A 16,195-nucleotide genomic window follows, 5' to 3' on the forward strand; every position below is an offset into this window, starting at 1 on the left:
ATTATTGAAATTGGCTTAACCTTTCATGCTGAGAACGCCAGACCAGCGCGCCGCCAATGAATAGCGCGATAGCCGCTACGCCCAGCGCCGGTTCCAAACGTTGCGTTAGCCAGGTTGATAGCGCCGAAGTCACCGGCCCGACAAGCTGACCGATGGCGTATCCCGTGGTCAATAACCCCGCCATGTAACGAGTATGCTGCGGTGCCAGTTCGCGCCCATACAGCAGTGAAAGCTGTACCGCACACAGAAAACCGCCGCCCACCAGCAACGCGCCAATCACCAGGCCGCTCATGCAGCCAATCACGAATCGCAACAAGCCGTGGAGCCAGGCGTTATCGGCCCAGGCAGAAAGCAGCGTTACTATGACGGCTCCGGCAATGCCTGCGAACAAACGCCCTTCCACCCGACGGCTGGCACGCATGGCGTCCCAGGCTCCTACCAGATAGCCCAGGTAATTCATGGCCGCCACCAGCCCGGCGGTGGTCAGCGTCAGTTGGCCTTCAGCCATCATCAGCGGCACCTGAGGCGTAAAGGCAAAGCGCCCTATCCCCATCGCCACCACCAGCATGACAAAACCACTCAGCGCGGTGCGTAGCGCCATATTCGCCTCAAGTGTTAATGTAAGGTTGTGTTTATGATGCAGTATGTAAACACAATGCGGAAGTGAAAGTTACTCATCGCCGCCGATGATCTGTATGATGAAACAGGTCATTTTCAATCATTTATCAGGGAGCCATGCATGGAACTGCTCGAAGAGCACCGTTGTTTTGAAGGCTGGCAGCAACGCTGGCGGCACGACTCCAGCACGCTGAACTGCGCCATGACGTTCAGCATCTTTCTGCCACCGCCACGGGAAAACACCCCGCCGCCGGTGCTGTACTGGCTGTCAGGCTTAACCTGCACCGACGAAAACTTTGCGACCAAAGCCGGAGCACAGCGCGTTGCCGCCGAACTCGGTATTGTGCTGGTGATGCCAGATACCAGCCCACGTGGTGAGAATGTGGCTGATGATGAAGCCTATGATTTGGGCAAAGGCGCAGGTTTCTACCTGAACGCGATACAAGCGCCGTGGGCCGCACATTACCGCATGTATGATTACCTAACCGACGAACTGCCAAAGCTGATTCAGCAACAGTTCAGCGTGGCTGATCGCTGTGCGATTTCAGGCCATTCCATGGGTGGACACGGGGCGTTAGTGCTGGCGCTGAAAAATCCAGGCCGCTATACCAGCGTGTCTGCATTTGCGCCGATTGTGAACCCATGTCGTGTTCCGTGGGGGCAAAAAGCGTTTACGGCTTATCTGGGTGAAGATCAAAAAACCTGGCAAGCGTGGGACAGCTGCGCCCTGATGCTGAACAGCGATGTGGATAATGCGATCCCTACGCTGATTGATCAGGGGGATAGCGATCAGTTCCTGGCGGATCAATTACAGCCCGCCGTGCTGGCCGAAGCCGCCCGCCAGAAAAACTGGCCGCTGACGCTGCGCATTCAGTCCGGATTTGATCACAGCTATTGGTTTATTGCGTCCTTTATCGAAGATCATCTGCGCTTCCATGCGCAGCATTTGATGAAGTAATGCTTTCGTGCGGCCTGATGCCCTCTCCCCCAACCCCTCTCCCACGGGGCGAGGGGAGTAAACCCCAGGCTCTATCAGAACTTATAATCAACAGCCATAAAGTAACGGCGCCCATCTTCGTTGTAGCTGTAGTCGTCGCGGCTCAGATCTTTATCCGTCAGGTTCATCACCCCGGCGCGCAGTTTGACGTTTTTCGTCGCCTGCCAGCCACCGCCCGCATTCCAGATAACGTAACCGCCCGGCGTTGCACCCCCGGTGGCAATGGCGCGTTTCTCACCAGAATAATTGGCCTGCACATAGAACGACCAGTCTTGCGTCGCCTGCCAGTCCACGACGCCATTCGCGGTATGGAACGGCAGTTCGGACAGCGGTTTATTGCCGCCGTTACTCAGGTCACGCCCGTCGTTGTAGGTGTAATTCAGCGTCACTTTCCAGTCTTCCGCCAGCGGCACTTTCAGCTCGGTTTCAACCCCGCGAATGCGTGCTTTATTGACGTTGTAATAACGGAAAATCGGCTCGCCATCGGCGTTTAGACCAACATAGTTCGGGTAGTCTTTCACCTGATTAACATTGGCGGTACGGCTGATGCTGATACGATCGTCAACGTTGTTCTGGAAAGTCGTAATACTGCCCTGCACGCCTTCCAGCCAGCCTTCTTCACCCGCGTAATAGAGCCCCAGCTCATAGCTTTCGCTGGTTTCCGGTTTCAGATCCGGGCTACCGACGATTTCACAAGCGCCGCGACAGGAACCTGTTGTCCAGTCCGGGCTAAGCTGCAATAAGGACGGGGCTTTAAAAGCGTTTGCCCAGCCACCTTTGACCGTGACGGTATCGGTCGCGTTATAGACCAGATAGGCACGCGGGCTCCAGTGGTCACCGTAGGTTTCATGGTCATCCATACGTACGCCGGTGGTCAGCGCCAGCGGCTCAAAAATCCGCCATTCGTCTTCAATAAACAGCGCGTACTGGCTGGCTGAGGTGTTACCGCTGCCTTTTAAATTCACCGGATCTTCAAGCTTGTCGTGACGCCATTCACCGCCCAGCGTCAGCAGCTGATTGATGGGGCTCAACGGCAGAACATATTTACCGTCGATGGAGTTGCTTTCAGAAGTGATCACCCCGGCCTGCTCCGGGTTTTTGTTATCCACTTTTTCGCCGTAGAACTTCAGCTCACTGTTGCCGACATCCCAGCGCCCATTGTGGCTGAGCGAGTAGTTCTGGCGCTCAAGACGGTTTTTGTCGAGCGAGTCGGAATCCCTGTCCTGCCTGTCGAAGCCATAGCCCGCGGTGAAGTCGTGATTGTCGTTTGGCGTCCAGGCAAATTCGACGTTCGCATCGCGGCTGGTAAACCCTTCGATACGTGGAGATTCGCCGGTGGCAGACGTGGAGGAAGCTTGCTGTTCGTCTTTTTCGCGCTTAGACAAATTGCCATAAGCTTTCATGCCCAGCACGCCATCAACCAGTGGACCACTGGTGAAGAACTGGCCGTTATAGGTGTCGCCACGATCGCGGTGTTCCTGAAGGGTGGTATCTGCCGTGACGGAACCATGCCATTTCTGGCCAATCTTTTTGGTGATGATGTTCACCACGCCACCGAGCGCATCAGAGCCGTAAAGCGAGGACATCGGGCCGCGCACCACTTCAATTCGCTCGATGGCATCCACCGGGATCCAGTTCAGGTCAAAGTCGTTATGACGGAAAACGGCATTGCGGGAATTGACGCGTTTGCCATCCACCAGAATCAGGGTGTAGCTGCTGTCCAGACCGCGCAGACTCACGCCTTTGCGGTTATCGCCTTCGTTGGTGAGTTGCACACCAGGCACATCCTGGAGGACATCTTTCAGATTCTGTACCGGGCGACGCTGCAGATCCTGCTGGGTAATCACGCTGATACTGGCTGGCGCGTCCTTCACGCTTTGCTCCGTGGCCGCTGCGGTAACCACCAGCGTTTCACTGTCATTAGCGGCAAGGACTGGCGTCGCCAGTGTGAATACGGACGCGCACAACCCGCCCCGAACGATGGGATTCAACCTGAACATTTCCATTCTCCATGAGGTAAAAACTACAAAAAAAGCTCACCGTCTCTCGCCCGCCTGATGCGACGCGCGTCAACGTATCTGAGTCAAAAGAGATGTGGCTGGTCACCCTGGTCCGGAGCGTCCTCGGACAAGATGCGGGGGAGTGGCTTCATCCTGAAAGTATGAGGATGATAAAGAGAATGATAACAATTATCAATTTAATTGTGACCATGTGTGTCAGCAGAAACAACGGATCACACAAAGAAAAAACCCTCCACGATGGGAGGGTTTGGGCAGAAAACTTCTGATGATTACTTCTTGAAGCGTTCCGGGAAGCGCATTTCGCTGTAACGCACGAAATGGGTGCCCTTCGCAATTTTGTAGCCAAACCAGATGGCGAGGAACAGCGGAATACCAATATAGGTTGCCGCTACGCCGCCCCAGTCGATGGTGTCTTTCAGGAAGGCTTCATAGTTCTGACCGAGCGTGATAATCAGGCACAGCACGAACGCGAAGATTGGCCCTAACGGGAAGAAACCAGAGCGGTATGGCAAATCGTTAATGTCGTGCCCTTGCATCACGTAACCACGACGGAAACGATAATGACTGATGGCAATGCCCAGCCAGGCGATAAAGCCCGTCATACCGGACGTGTTAAGCAGCCACAGGTAAACGGTCTGGTTGCCAAACATGGAGGTCAGGAAGCACAGCCCGGCGATAACCGTGGTGGCATACAGCGCGTTACGTGGCACGCCGCCTTTCGACAGTTTGGAGAAAATACGTGGCGCTTTGCCGTCACAGGCCAGGGTGTACAGCATACGTGTGGACGCATACATCCCGGAGTTACCCGCAGACAGAACCGCAGTCAGGATTACGGCGTTCATCACCGCTGCCGCAGACAGCAGACCGGCGTGCTGGAAGACCAGCGTGAACGGGCTGACGGAGATATCTTTCACGTCATTACGCAGCAGGCTCGGATCGGTGTAAGGAATGATCAGGCTGATAATCAGGATAGCGAACACATAGAACAGCAGGATACGCCAGAACACCTGACGCACCGCGCGAGGAATGTTCTTCTCTGGATCTTCAGATTCACCCGCAGCGATACCGATAAGTTCAGTGCCCTGGAAGGAGAAGCCGACAATCATCGCCACGCCAATCATCGCCGCAAAGCCCCCGGCAAACGGCGCATCGCCGGTTGTCCAGTTGCTCCAGCCCACTGGCTGTGCGCCTTTGAAGATACCGAAAATCATCATCACGCCGACGATGATAAAGATAATGACGGTGGTCACTTTGATCAGCGAGAACCAGTATTCCGCTTCGCCGAAGCCTTTAACGGAGATCCAGTTCAGCAGGAACATGATGCCGAGGAACAGTGCGCTCCAGATCCAGCCTGGGGTGTCCGGGAACCAGTAGTTCATGACCAACTGTGCAGCAACGAGGTCAACCGCGATGGTCACAGCCCAGTTGTACCAGTAGTTCCAGCCGAGCGCGAAACCAAAGCCTTCTTCGACATAGTTCTGACCGTAGGTCGCAAATGAACCGGATACCGGCATATAAGCCGCCAGTTCGCCGAGGCTTGTCATCAGGAAGTAAACCATCAGACCGATAAGCATATAAGAAAGCAGAGCGCCGCCAGGGCCCGCCTGTGAAATGGTTGCCCCGGAGGCAACAAATAACCCTGTACCGATTGAGCCGCCAATGGCGATCATCGTCAGGTGACGCGCCTTGAGTTCGCGACGCAGCGCGGGCGCTTCTGTGGTTTTAGTTTCGGAAACCATATAAAAATGCTGTCCATCCAAAAAATGAGGCGCAATTCTAGCAGACGATCACCGTTCCATCCGGTGGAAATGCGCAGTTATAAGAGAGCTTCATGATGGCTCGCGGATTATAAGTAAAGCTGGGTACGCACAAAATGTAGCGCAGATTTTCGTTTCGAAGGCAGAAAATAGCGCACACGGAAATTTGAGGGTGGACTCAGTGAAGAGAAAACGTAAACCAGGTATGCTCACCCGGCTGGCTGTCGTGGCCAGCTTTGGTGTTCCTGTCTTCGTCGGGGGGCTTCATCAAAGTATCGATATCGTCGAAAGCTGGCTCTATAAGCCAGATTACATTACCGATGATATGGGCGGCATTCTTGCCGGTGGATTGTTCTTAGGCCCATTGCTGATACTTATCATGGTGCTGAGTGAGCTGAACAGTAATTATTCCAGCCTCATTCTTAACATTATGCTTGTCAGCTGTTTGGTTCTCACTCCAGTCTGGTCAATTTCAGCCTGCATCCTGCAATCAGTGACCCTACACTTTTATGCCAAAAATCCAGATTTCGGCGTTTGCGTCCAGCGTGGTCGCGGTGTCACCACAATGTATGTCAAAGACAGCGACTGGTGTCGACATTTCGACCGGGAAATTACCCGTCCCTCTCCGGACAAACGTGGAAGCCAGCGATGAGGAAAAAATTACCTGCGGCCAAACCCAGCTTTTGGCAATCCGAACGAGGTGAAAAGTTGACGCACTTTTTCCTGATGCTGATTTATTTATCCACCTGCCTCTGTTCATTCTGGTTTCTGGCTGACTACGCTCCTCTGCTCCACCTTAACGCGGCCCCCGATTTCTGGGTGGAAAATATACTGAAGGCTAATTTCGTTTGCTTCGGACCCGCGCTGATTGCGGTAATATGGCTATGGAATAAGCAGATGTATTTTCGGCAAAAAAACTTCCGCTACGAAAACAGTGTTCTGGGATTTCTCACCTCAACAACGTTGGTGATGCTAGTGGTGGCTAACACTTCCCTTTTCTATCTTCATTTCACGACGTTCAGCCCGGACAGATACGTTCGCTGTTGGGAACCCTTTCCTTTAAGCGGCACCTATTTCGCCAAATCTCCCGAGATCTGCGTTCAACATGGCCTGGCGCCTGTCCATTTCCTTTCACGCTAAGATTCACTGTTGCAATAGCGCAGAAAACGCTGCAACGCATTTGAGAGGTGTTTCTGCCGATGGTGGATCCGCCAGAGCATGCGCGTCAGGCGTGGGAGCGGGACTTGCACTTCAACCAGCGTGCCGCTGTCGAGCTGCTCGGCAATCACTCTGCGTGAAAGACAGCTAATGCCAAGCCCATGACGAACGGCATGTTTAATGGCTTCGGAATTGCCTAATTCCATACCGAGACGAAATTCAGGGAGATGGGAAAGCAGCAGATAATCGACCAGCTCGCGGGTACCGGAACCTTTCTCTCGCAAGATCCACTGCGCCGCGGCGAGACGTGCTAGCGTCACCTCCCCTTCTAATAAAGAGGAACCCGGTGCGGCAAACACCACCAGCTCATCTTCCAGCCACGGCTCGGCGATGATGTCCGCCGAATGACACGGGCCTTCAATCAGCCCGATATCGACCCGGAAATCGCTGACGGCGTTAATCACATCCTGACTATTGCCTACGCTCAGTTCGAGTGGCAAAGCAGGGAAATCCCGGCGGTAGCGGGCGATCACTTCCGGCAGGATGTAATTGCCAATAGTGCTGCTGGCAAACACACGGATAGCGCCGTTGTCTTCGCGGAACAACTGCTCGATTTCCGTGGCCTGCTCCAGCGTCGCCAACGCGCGCGGGTACAGCAGCCGCCCATGCTCGTTAACCACCAGCCGTTTACCGACGCGATCAAACAGCTGAACGCCCAACTGCCCTTCAAGATCGGTGAGCGCCGCGCTGACCGCCGACTGCGAAAGCGCCAGCATCTGCGAGGCCTGGGTGGTCGAGCCACTCTTCAGGACTTCGGCGAACACTTCCAGTTGCCGTAGGGTGATATGCATGGGACTCCTCATTGATACCCTGGATAAATCGAGCGACAGACCAAAGCCCTGCGGCCCGAAGTATGACGGATATACCACTTATTCAGATTAATTATAAATATATAATCTATTTTATCTTTAAACCAGCCCGGCGTAACCTTTAGCCCAGATAAAGGAGAAGGTTATGACAGCACTCACTCTCACGACGCATCGCCACTCGCTGTGGCACTTCATTCCCGGTCTGGCGCTGAGCGCGTTGATCACCGGTATCGCGTTATGGGCTGGCAGTTTTCCGGCGATTTCTGGTGCGGGCTTTAGCGCCCTGACGCTGGCAATCCTGTTGGGGATGGTTATCGGCAACACGGTTTACCCCAAAATCTGGCAGCGCTGCGACGGCGGTGTGCTGTTTGCCAAACAGCATTTGCTGCGACTGGGTATCATTCTTTATGGCTTTCGTCTGACGTTTTCGCAAATTGCGGACGTGGGGATCAGCGGCATCGCCATTGATGTGCTGACGCTCACCAGCACCTTTATGCTGGCGACCTTGCTGGGGCAAAAAGTGTTTGGTCTGGATAAACACACCAGTTGGCTGATTGGCGCGGGCAGCAGTATCTGCGGGGCCGCAGCAGTGTTAGCAACGGAGCCGGTAGTAAAAGCGGAATCCAGCAAAGTGACGGTTGCGGTTGCCACGGTGGTGATTTTCGGCACCCTTGCGATTTTCCTCTACCCAGCCATGTACCCTCTGCTGGCGCACTGGTTCAGCCCTGAAACGTACGGCATTTATATGGGGTCAACCATGCATGAAGTGGCGCAGGTTGTGGCTGCGGGACATGCCGTTAGCCCGGATGCTGAGAATGCCGCGGTTATCGCCAAAATGCTGCGCGTGATGATGCTGGCTCCGTTCCTGCTGATTCTGGCGGCTCGGGTTAAGCAACTGGCTCCAGCCGGAAACGGTGAGAAAAGCAAAATCACCATCCCGTGGTTTGCCATCCTGTTTATCATGGTCGCCATTTTCAACTCGTTCCACCTGTTACCAAAAGCAGTCGTCGATATGCTGGTCACACTGGATACCGTTCTGCTGGCGATGGCAATGGCTGCTCTGGGCTTGACTACGCACGTCAGCGCGCTGAAAAAAGCAGGCGCAAAACCTCTGCTGATGGCGCTGGTATTATTCGTGTGGCTTATTATTGGCGGTGGGGCCATCAACCTGCTGGTGCACACCGTCTTTGCCTGAGTAATTCAGCAGATGAATATTTATAAATTCTGAATTGTCGCTGTTTGATTTTCCGCTCACATTGCTCTGCTGATAATCATGTTGAACTGCCCGCTTTCACTTGAAGGCGGGCAGTTTTTTATCACGACGGTAAGGGATTATTATGGCGAATCTTGTTTATCTGACGCTGAACGGAGAGCAGCAAGGACTGCTCTCTGCCGGATGTTCTTCTCTGGATTCTATCGGTAATAAAGCGCAACTGGCTCATGCAGACCAGATAATGGTGATGAGCCTTTCTCATGGCATCACGCGTCAACAAAATGTCAATCATCAGTCGCTCACGTTGGTAAAACCCTTAGATAAATCATCCCCTTTACTCGGAAAATCCATTTCGGAAAACGAGAGCCTCAACTGTGAATTTAGCTTCTGGCGCACCAACCGGTCCGGTTTGAACGAATGCTACTACAAAATCAAACTCCCCCATGCGCATATAGCCGGGATCCATCTTCACATCCCTCACGCCATTGATGACAGCGACGGGCAAGCGGAAGAGTCGATTGAGCTAACCTATGAGTCAATCAGTTGGGAACATTGCACCGCCGGAACCAGCGCATACAGTTTATGGAGCGATCGTATATTTTAAGGTTTAAGGAAAAACAATGAACAGATTATATAATCAGACGCCCGGCTGGGAAGATTATCTTGGCGATACGTTACGTGGCAACGTGCCCGTTAACCAGCTAATTCCTTAGCATCCGTATTTGCTGGATACGCTACGACTTGAAGAATTTCTGCATAAAAATACAGAGCATATTATGCTGCTGACCACGAATGAGGCCTATGCTGTGGTGAATGAGCTTTACGACAAAGGCACGACGTATGCTGGCACGATTAAAGACATGGCATCCGGTGTCAGTAATATATTTAAGCTGGTCAGTTACCGGGAGGTTGATAAGCTGATATTTAGATTTAAAGGCATGGGTATTAAAGCACAACCTTATATGCATAAGGGAGTGGCCTACATAAAAATAACTGGGTATCCTTCCGTGCGCAGGATCCTGAATGGCACCCGCTATGCCGTCAATCATCCTAAAATTCTCGAACTTGGGATCGGAAAAACGGGCCTCAACATGGCGATCCTGAGCGGCGCTCGGTGGTGTGTTTATTTCTCAGCCGCTCAGCGCGTTGCGGAGTTTATCTTTTCATCCGAACACGATGTGGCGACGTTTATCGGCAATATTAGCATGGATGTAGCGAAAGTGATCGTCTCGATCTTTGTGACGAAAATAGCATTTACAGTAACATCTTTGGTTCTTGGTGCAACCAGTGTTGTTTTACCTATTTCAGCCACAATCATTCTCGTTGTTTTTATAGGGTTCATAATTACACGAACATTGTATTACATAGATAAAAGATTTCATTTATCCGACCAATTAATTGAGAGCATTAAAGAGGGAATGCTACAGCAACAAAAAGTCATGGAGTGGAACATTAAGAACGACAACTCCTTTATTTTCAACCCGAACAATGGACTCTATTAACATTATGAACTGGATAATGATTAGAGGGTATATTTGTGCTCTTATTTTGATGATAGCTCTGACAGGTGCAATAATTTTTTCTTATGAAACAGGTATGGCAAGTGTTAAAGAGATTATTAATAGAGATGATTATATCCTTTACGACCCTAAATCTATCCCTTTGCTGTTAGCCATCCCTGCAGGAATTTTTGTGGAGATTTGTTTGCTTTTTGTATTTCTCCCCTACAAAAAAAGAACATTCGCGTTTATGGGGAAATTGATGATTCCCGTCATCGTCTATGCCTGGGCTGCATTAATCATCGGTATTCTGCTTTCAATCGTCATCTCCTTCTACCCCCTCGGCACCGACTACTACAAATGCGATTCCACCAGCGTCGTCTCATCCGGCAGTCACTATGCCAAAACCAAAGAGATGTGCAAAGAGAAAGCCTGGAAGCCGTCTGAGAATTGATAATCATGTCGGCTGTTATTGAAAATATAGGGATATCGTGTGTATGAAAAAAACAGAAAAAGTCAAAGGATATATTTACACTATAATCGGTATTGTGTCTTTGGCGGCGATTATTATAGATACTGCTACGGACGTCACCACCATTGAGAAAATTATAAACAGGGAAGACTATTTTTTTTACGATCCTAAAATAATTCCTATACTGCTAGAATTCCCGTCAATGATCTTTGCTGAGCTATGTCTGTTTTGTGTACTTCTGCCATTCAGAAAAAAAACATTCGCATTTATGAATAAATTGATGATTCCCGTCATCGTCTATGCCTGGGCTGCATTAATCATCGGTATTCTGCTTTCAATCGTCATCTCCTTCTACCCCCTCGGCACCGACTACTACAAATGCGATTCCACCAGCGTCGTCTCATCCGGCAGTCACTATGCCAAAACCAAAGAGGTGTGCAAAGAGAAAGCCTGGAAGCCGTCGGATGACTAAGGACGCCATATCGGGGGGCGTAAAAATTCCGTTAACGCGTTATCATTATCATTTTGGGTTAACAGGAGTCCCTTTATGAAATACATCGGAGCCCATGTCAGCGCTTCCGGCGGCGTGGCAAATGCTGCTATCCGTGCAGCGGAAATCGGTGCCACCGCGTTTGCCCTGTTCACCAGGAACCAGCGCCAGTGGCGCGCCGCCCCGCTCACCAGCGACGTGATTGACGACTTCAAAGCGGCTTGTGAAAAATACCACTTCAGCTCGGCGCAAATTCTGCCCCACGATAGCTACCTGATTAACCTGGGTCACCCTGTCGCCGACGCGCTGGAAAAATCCCGCGAGGCGTTTCTGGATGAGATGCAGCGTTGCGAACAGCTTGGGCTGTCGCTGCTGAACTTCCACCCGGGTAGCCACCTGATGCAAATCCCAATTGATGAATGCCTGGCGCGTATTGCGGAGTCAATCAACATCGCACTTTCGCAGACAGAAGGCGTGGTTGCCGTTATCGAAAACACGGCAGGTCAGGGAAGTAATCTGGGCTTCGAATTTGAACATCTGGCGGCCATTATCGACGGCGTGGAAGACAAATCTCGCGTCGGTGTCTGCATCGATACCTGCCACGCTTTTGCGGCGGGTTACGACTTACGCACCGCCGAAGCTTGTGAAAAAACCTTTGCCGATTTCGAACGTATCGTGGGCTTTGATTACCTGCGCGGCATGCACCTGAACGATGCCAAAAGTACCTTTGGCAGCCGTGTCGACCGTCACCACAGTCTGGGAGAAGGCAACATCGGACATGATGCTTTCCGCTGGATAATGCAGGACAACCGCTTCGACGGCATCCCGCTGATTCTGGAAACCATCAATCCGGATATCTGGGCGGAAGAAATTGCCTGGCTGAAGGCGCAGCAAACAGAAGTTGCCGCTGCATAAAAAGAAAAAGGGCCGACTATTCGGCCCTTCTGATTGCTGACAAAGAAGGAAAAAGCGTGGTTTTTCCTTCTTTGTGGCTATCAGCCGAAAATCAATAAATTGATTTTCCCTATTTCTTGTTCAATCACTAATGACAAAACTGCATTCGTTAGAGGTTTGTCATCAGTCTCAAGGGCCGAATAGTCGGCCCTTTTTTATCGCGTCTGAATTAAGCCGCTTTCGCAACAACCTCTGCTTCAGGGCGTTTCAGCACCGCATAAGAGAGACCCGCTACCAGCGTACCGGCGATAATCGCCATCAGGTAACCCAGTACTGGCGTGATAGCGCCAGGGATCAGCAGAACGAACAGACCACCGTGTGGAGCCATCAGTTTTGCGCCGATCGCCATGGAGATAGCACCGGTAACAGCGCCACCGACGATACAGCAAGGCAGAACACGCATTGGATCACGGGCTGCGAAAGGAATCGCCCCTTCGGTGATGAAGCACAGCCCCAGCACCAGCGCCGCTTTGCCGCCTTCACGCTGCGCTTTATCAAACTTATTACGTGCAACAATCGTTGCCAGACCCAGCGCCAGCGGTGGCACCATTCCGGCCGCCATAATTGCCGCCATCGGTGCATAAGTTTGTGTGCTCAGCAGACCCACGCCGAAGGCATACGCCGCCTTGTTCACCGGCCCGCCCATATCGGTACACATCATCCCGCCAAGGATTGCCCCCAACAGAACCGCGTTCGCCGTGCCCATGGTTTGCAGCCAGTGAGTCAGACCCGCCAGAATGCCCGCAACAGGTTTACCGATCAGGTAGATCATCGCCAGGCCTACAATCAGGCTGGAAAGCAGCGGGATTATCAGGATCGGTTTCAGCGCTTCCATACTTGGCGGCAGCTTCACTTTGGTGCTGATCATTTTCGCGACATAACCCGCGAGGAAACCGGCGATGATCCCGCCGATAAAGCCAGAGCCGGTGCTCACTGCAAGCATACCGCCGATAAGACCCGGCGTCAGACCAGGACGGTCCGCGATAGAGAACGCGATATACCCTGCCAGCACTGGCACCATCAGAGCGAACGCGGAACCGCCACCGATTTGCATCAGCGCAGCCGCCAATGTGCCCTCTTCTTTAAAGGCCGTAATCCCGAACGCAAAAGACAGTGCGATACACAGACCGCCCGCCACCACCATCGGCAGCATATAAGAAACGCCGGTCAGCAGGTGGCTGTACGCCCCGCCTTTCTTACCGGTATCTTTGCTCGCCGACTGAACGTTGCCAGAAGGCTGATAAGGCTGAGCTTCAACAACGGCCTTATCCAGTTCCTGGGCGGTTTTCTTCAGCGCCAGACCAGTTGAAGTGCGATACATCGGTTTACCGGCAAATTTCGCCAGGTCCACTTCGATATCCGCCGCAACGATAACCAGATCGGCCTCAGCCACTTCTTCCGGCGTTATGGCGTTGCCTGCACCAACAGAGCCACGCGTTTCTACTTTTACCCACCAGCCGCGTTTTTTCGCTTCGGTTTCGATGGCTTCAGCCGCCATAAAGGTATGCGCCACGCCCGTTGGACAAGCGGTAACGGCAACAATGCGTTTAGCACCGCTTTTTGCTACCGGAACCAGCGCCGCTGGGGTCGCATACGGTTCGGCGTGGGATTTTGCCTCACTCAGGAACAGCTCCGGGTGTGCCACGGCGCGGTTCACGTCGCCGAGGTAAACCTGCTTGCCGTTCAGCGCGCTGTCAGCAGGCAGCGCAGAACCCAACACGATAGCCAGTTCAGCATCGTTCGGGTTGTCGATAATCTCTAAATGGGCCTTTTGGGCCGCCGCCCCCAGCAGGGTTTTCGCCATATAGGCGCGCGCCTGTCCGAGTCCGGAGTCGATAATCAGCAGCGTTTTCATTATGCCTCTCCTGCTGTTAATTGAAGGGTTGTAAGTCAACGCGCGCCATCATCGCGGCCAACTGGGTACGATCGGTAATCCCTACGTTACTCTGACTGACGGCCAGTGCAGCTACCGCGGTCGCCAGACGTAAAGTGTGTTCACTGGATTCACGCATCAACAGGCCGTAAATCAGACCGCCGACCATGGAATCACCGGCACCCACTGTGCTGACAACTTCCACTGACGGCGGCCTGGCAATCCATTCACCGGAAGCGTTGACCCACAGTGCGCCTTCAGCCCCCAGTGAAATCACCACGTGGGCGATTCCTTGCTCACGCAGAGCGTGCGCTGCTTCAATCACGTCTTTCATCTCTGGCAACTTACGGCCTGCCCAGATTTCCAGCTCGCGACGGTTTGGCTTCACCAGCCATGGCGCCGCTTTCAGACCAGCAACAAGCGCTTCACGGCTGCTGTCGAAAATGATGCAAGGGCACTGGCTACGCAGGCGAGTCATCCAGTCGGTGAACGCTTCCGGACTCACGCCTGCGGGCAAACTGCCACTCACGCAGACCATGTCGAACTGCCCTAACCAGGTGAGGGAATCGTTGACGAAACGCTCCCAGTCATTTGCCGTCACTTCAAAACCGGAGAAGTTAAAATCGGTCACTTCGCCGTCTTTTTCCGTCAGCTTGACGTTAATACGGGTACGGCCCTGGACGACCTGGAAACGGTTGGCAATGCCAAGCTCGCTGAAGAGCTGCTGAAAACCGTCCTGGTTGTCTTTCCCCAGGAAGCCACCCACGGTGACATCAATGCCCAAATCTTTGAGCACTTTGGCGACGTTAATGCCTTTGCCCGCGGCGTGCAGGCCGGTGGTGCGAACCAGGTTCACTTCACCCCGTTCAACTTCTGGCGTGAAACCGACGAGATCGTAGGCCGGGTTTAAGGTAATAGTAGCAACACGTCTGCTCATTATGCGCCCTCCCCAAGACCGGCGGCGATGGCTTCACCGATGGCATTCAGTGCCACCTGCGCATCTTCACCCTGAGCGGTGAAACGCAGACGATGGCCTTTCTTCACACCCAGCGCGACGACTTTCATCAGGCTACGCCCATTGGCAGGTTTACCGCTGCCGTCGAGGTTGGTAACGGTAATGTCGCTGTTGAATTGTTTGATAGTGTTCACCAGCATGGTGCCCGGACGAGCATGCAGACCGTGTTCGTTACGCACCACAAACTCGGCGCTCAGTACATCTTCCGCTGGGGCTTCATCGCTGGTCAGCAACGCAAGCAGCGTCGCCGCGTCCGCGTTCAGCAGACGTTCAGCTTTGTTATCCAGCAGCAACGCACTCAGGCGATTAAGGACCGAAGTCGGCTGTTCATCGGCCATGGCAACAGTCACCAGCAGTGCAGCCGACTGGCCGTCAACGGCAAAGGGTGCCGCAGCACGGCTGACAGCAACCGCGCTTTTCAGGTTGCCTTCAGCACTGTCGTTCAGCCAGATGCCCTGCCCCAGGTTCAGCGGCTTGTCATTAATGACGTGAGCCACAAAAGCCGCATCAGCAGCACCGGCTTCTTTCAGGCGCGCGGCGTTCAGTGCCTGCAGCGTCACCAGATCCGTCGCCGCGACATCCAGCGACAGCGTCTCGTTATCAAGTTTCAGCGCTTCGCTCTGTTTTTCACCCATCAGCAGCGCACGCAGCTCTTCCGCTGTGGTCGCGCTTTTCAGCTGTTCCGCCACGCTGTCGTCGCTCAGTACATGAGTCAGCTGACGCAGCAAACCAAGGTGTTCGTCAGAACTGGCGGCGATACCAATAGCGACGTATGCCGTCTGGCCTTCGCCCCAGCTCACGCCCTGTGGGAACTGATAAACCTGAACGCCGGTTTTCAGCACCTGGTCGCGGGTGTCGGTGGTGCCATGGGGAATGGCAATGCCGTTGCCAAGAAACGTGGAGGTTTGCTGCTCGCGAGCCAGCATTCCGTCGACGTAACCTCCGGCGACATTACCGGCATTCACCAGCGCTGACGCTATCTGGCGAATGGCCTCTTCTTTATTCCCGGCCTGTTGGCCAGGATGAATATCCTGAGCTGATAACTGGAACATGGATCTCCTCTCTCGCTGAATTGAATCGTTTCAGCCATGGTGAGAAAAAATGCGCCACCCTGAGGCGGACTGACTTCAGAACGACGCTGAAACGTTTCAAGAAGTCTGTGTCAGCCTTGATTAATCTGCAAGCAAAGTTGGTTTTCTGATGTAAGAATTTAGACCTACTGCACATTTTATTATCATTCTCGCCACATTTGCTGAAGC

16 protein-coding genes are annotated in these 16,195 nt (G+C 53.1%); 9 read left to right on the plus strand and 7 right to left on the minus strand.

What is annotated here, in order from left to right; translation table 11 throughout:
* Window position 1 precedes the first annotated feature (1 nt).
* The gene (locus tag ACLW56_RS03625) at window positions 2-601 is read right to left on the minus strand and encodes a YbfB/YjiJ family MFS transporter (RefSeq protein ID WP_330982460.1); all 600 of its coding nucleotides are present in this window, start codon (window positions 599-601) and stop codon (window positions 2-4) included.
* Window positions 602-739: 138 nt separating this feature from the next.
* Here ACLW56_RS03625 and fghA point away from each other — a divergent pair, with 138 nt between their 5' ends.
* Window positions 740-1,576, plus strand: coding sequence for an S-formylglutathione hydrolase (gene fghA, locus ACLW56_RS03630; protein ID WP_330982461.1), 837 nt, complete (start codon window positions 740-742; stop codon window positions 1,574-1,576).
* A gap of 74 nt (window positions 1,577-1,650) precedes the next feature.
* On the opposite strand, the gene cirA is transcribed toward fghA, so the two are convergent.
* Window positions 1,651-3,615 (minus strand): catecholate siderophore receptor CirA, encoded by a 1,965-nt coding sequence (cirA, locus tag ACLW56_RS03635; protein ID WP_330982462.1) that lies wholly within the window; start codon window positions 3,613-3,615, stop codon window positions 1,651-1,653.
* Window positions 3,616-3,905: 290 nt separating this feature from the next.
* Window positions 3,906-5,375: a lysine-specific permease gene (lysP, locus tag ACLW56_RS03640; RefSeq protein WP_330982463.1), complete on the minus strand. Its 1,470-nt coding sequence runs from the start codon at window positions 5,373-5,375 to the stop codon at window positions 3,906-3,908.
* A 199-nt stretch (window positions 5,376-5,574) separates the two neighbouring features.
* Here lysP and ACLW56_RS03645 point away from each other — a divergent pair, with 199 nt between their 5' ends.
* Both ACLW56_RS03645 and ACLW56_RS03650 read left to right on the plus strand, forming a co-directional pair.
* Window positions 5,575-6,045, plus strand: coding sequence for a hypothetical protein (locus ACLW56_RS03645; RefSeq protein WP_330982464.1), 471 nt, complete (start codon window positions 5,575-5,577; stop codon window positions 6,043-6,045).
* On the plus strand, window positions 6,042-6,533 hold the full coding sequence (locus ACLW56_RS03650) for a hypothetical protein (protein WP_330982465.1): 492 nt from the start codon (window positions 6,042-6,044) through the stop codon (window positions 6,531-6,533). Before ACLW56_RS03645 ends, ACLW56_RS03650 begins: the two co-directional genes overlap by 4 nt.
* Here the strand turns inward: ACLW56_RS03650 and yieE are convergent.
* Window positions 6,530-7,402: a DNA-binding transcriptional regulator YeiE gene (gene yieE, locus ACLW56_RS03655; RefSeq protein ID WP_330982466.1), complete on the minus strand. Its 873-nt coding sequence runs from the start codon at window positions 7,400-7,402 to the stop codon at window positions 6,530-6,532. The two genes, ACLW56_RS03650 and yieE, sit on opposite strands and share 4 nt — an antisense overlap.
* A 163-nt stretch (window positions 7,403-7,565) precedes the next feature.
* On the opposite strand from yieE, the gene ACLW56_RS03660 reads away from it, so the two are divergent.
* The 6 genes from ACLW56_RS03660 (at window position 7,566) to nfo (ending at window position 12,009) form a co-directional block, all read left to right on the plus strand.
* Window positions 7,566-8,615: a YeiH family protein gene (locus ACLW56_RS03660; protein ID WP_330982467.1), complete on the plus strand. Its 1,050-nt coding sequence runs from the start codon at window positions 7,566-7,568 to the stop codon at window positions 8,613-8,615.
* 142 nt (window positions 8,616-8,757) lie between these two features.
* On the plus strand, window positions 8,758-9,237 hold the full coding sequence (locus ACLW56_RS03665) for an Hcp family type VI secretion system effector (RefSeq protein WP_330982468.1): 480 nt from the start codon (window positions 8,758-8,760) through the stop codon (window positions 9,235-9,237).
* A gap of 172 nt (window positions 9,238-9,409) precedes the next feature.
* Window positions 9,410-10,135, plus strand: coding sequence for a hypothetical protein (locus ACLW56_RS03670; RefSeq protein ID WP_330982469.1), 726 nt, complete (start codon window positions 9,410-9,412; stop codon window positions 10,133-10,135).
* A 259-nt stretch (window positions 10,136-10,394) separates the two neighbouring features.
* A complete protein-coding gene (locus ACLW56_RS03675) occupies window positions 10,395-10,586 on the plus strand; it encodes a hypothetical protein (protein ID WP_330982470.1) in 192 nt (63 codons plus the stop codon).
* A gap of 286 nt (window positions 10,587-10,872) precedes the next feature.
* Window positions 10,873-11,076 carry a hypothetical protein gene (locus tag ACLW56_RS03680; protein ID WP_330982471.1) on the plus strand — a complete coding sequence of 68 codons (204 nt, stop codon included), beginning with the start codon at window positions 10,873-10,875 and terminating at the stop codon, window positions 11,074-11,076.
* 75 nt (window positions 11,077-11,151) lie between these two features.
* The gene (nfo, locus tag ACLW56_RS03685) at window positions 11,152-12,009 is read left to right on the plus strand and encodes a deoxyribonuclease IV (RefSeq protein ID WP_330982472.1); all 858 of its coding nucleotides are present in this window, start codon (window positions 11,152-11,154) and stop codon (window positions 12,007-12,009) included.
* Window positions 12,010-12,217: 208 nt separating this feature from the next.
* Here the strand turns inward: nfo and fruA are convergent, their stop codons facing one another.
* From fruA to fruB, 3 genes are read right to left on the minus strand one after another with little or no spacing between them, the layout of a single operon-like run.
* On the minus strand, window positions 12,218-13,903 hold the full coding sequence (fruA, locus tag ACLW56_RS03690; RefSeq protein WP_330982473.1) for a PTS fructose transporter subunit IIBC: 1,686 nt from the start codon (window positions 13,901-13,903) through the stop codon (window positions 12,218-12,220).
* Window positions 13,904-13,919: 16 nt separating this feature from the next.
* Window positions 13,920-14,858 carry a 1-phosphofructokinase gene (gene fruK, locus ACLW56_RS03695; protein ID WP_330982474.1) on the minus strand — a complete coding sequence of 313 codons (939 nt, stop codon included), beginning with the start codon at window positions 14,856-14,858 and terminating at the stop codon, window positions 13,920-13,922.
* The gene (gene fruB / locus ACLW56_RS03700) at window positions 14,858-15,988 is read right to left on the minus strand and encodes a fused PTS fructose transporter subunit IIA/HPr protein (protein ID WP_330982475.1); all 1,131 of its coding nucleotides are present in this window, start codon (window positions 15,986-15,988) and stop codon (window positions 14,858-14,860) included. Before fruB ends, fruK begins: the two co-directional genes overlap by 1 nt.
* Window positions 15,989-16,195 lie beyond the last annotated feature (207 nt).

The organism is Pantoea sp. sgz302252 (assembly GCF_047713085.1).
Taxonomy (GTDB): Bacteria; Pseudomonadota; Gammaproteobacteria; order Enterobacterales; family Enterobacteriaceae; genus Scandinavium.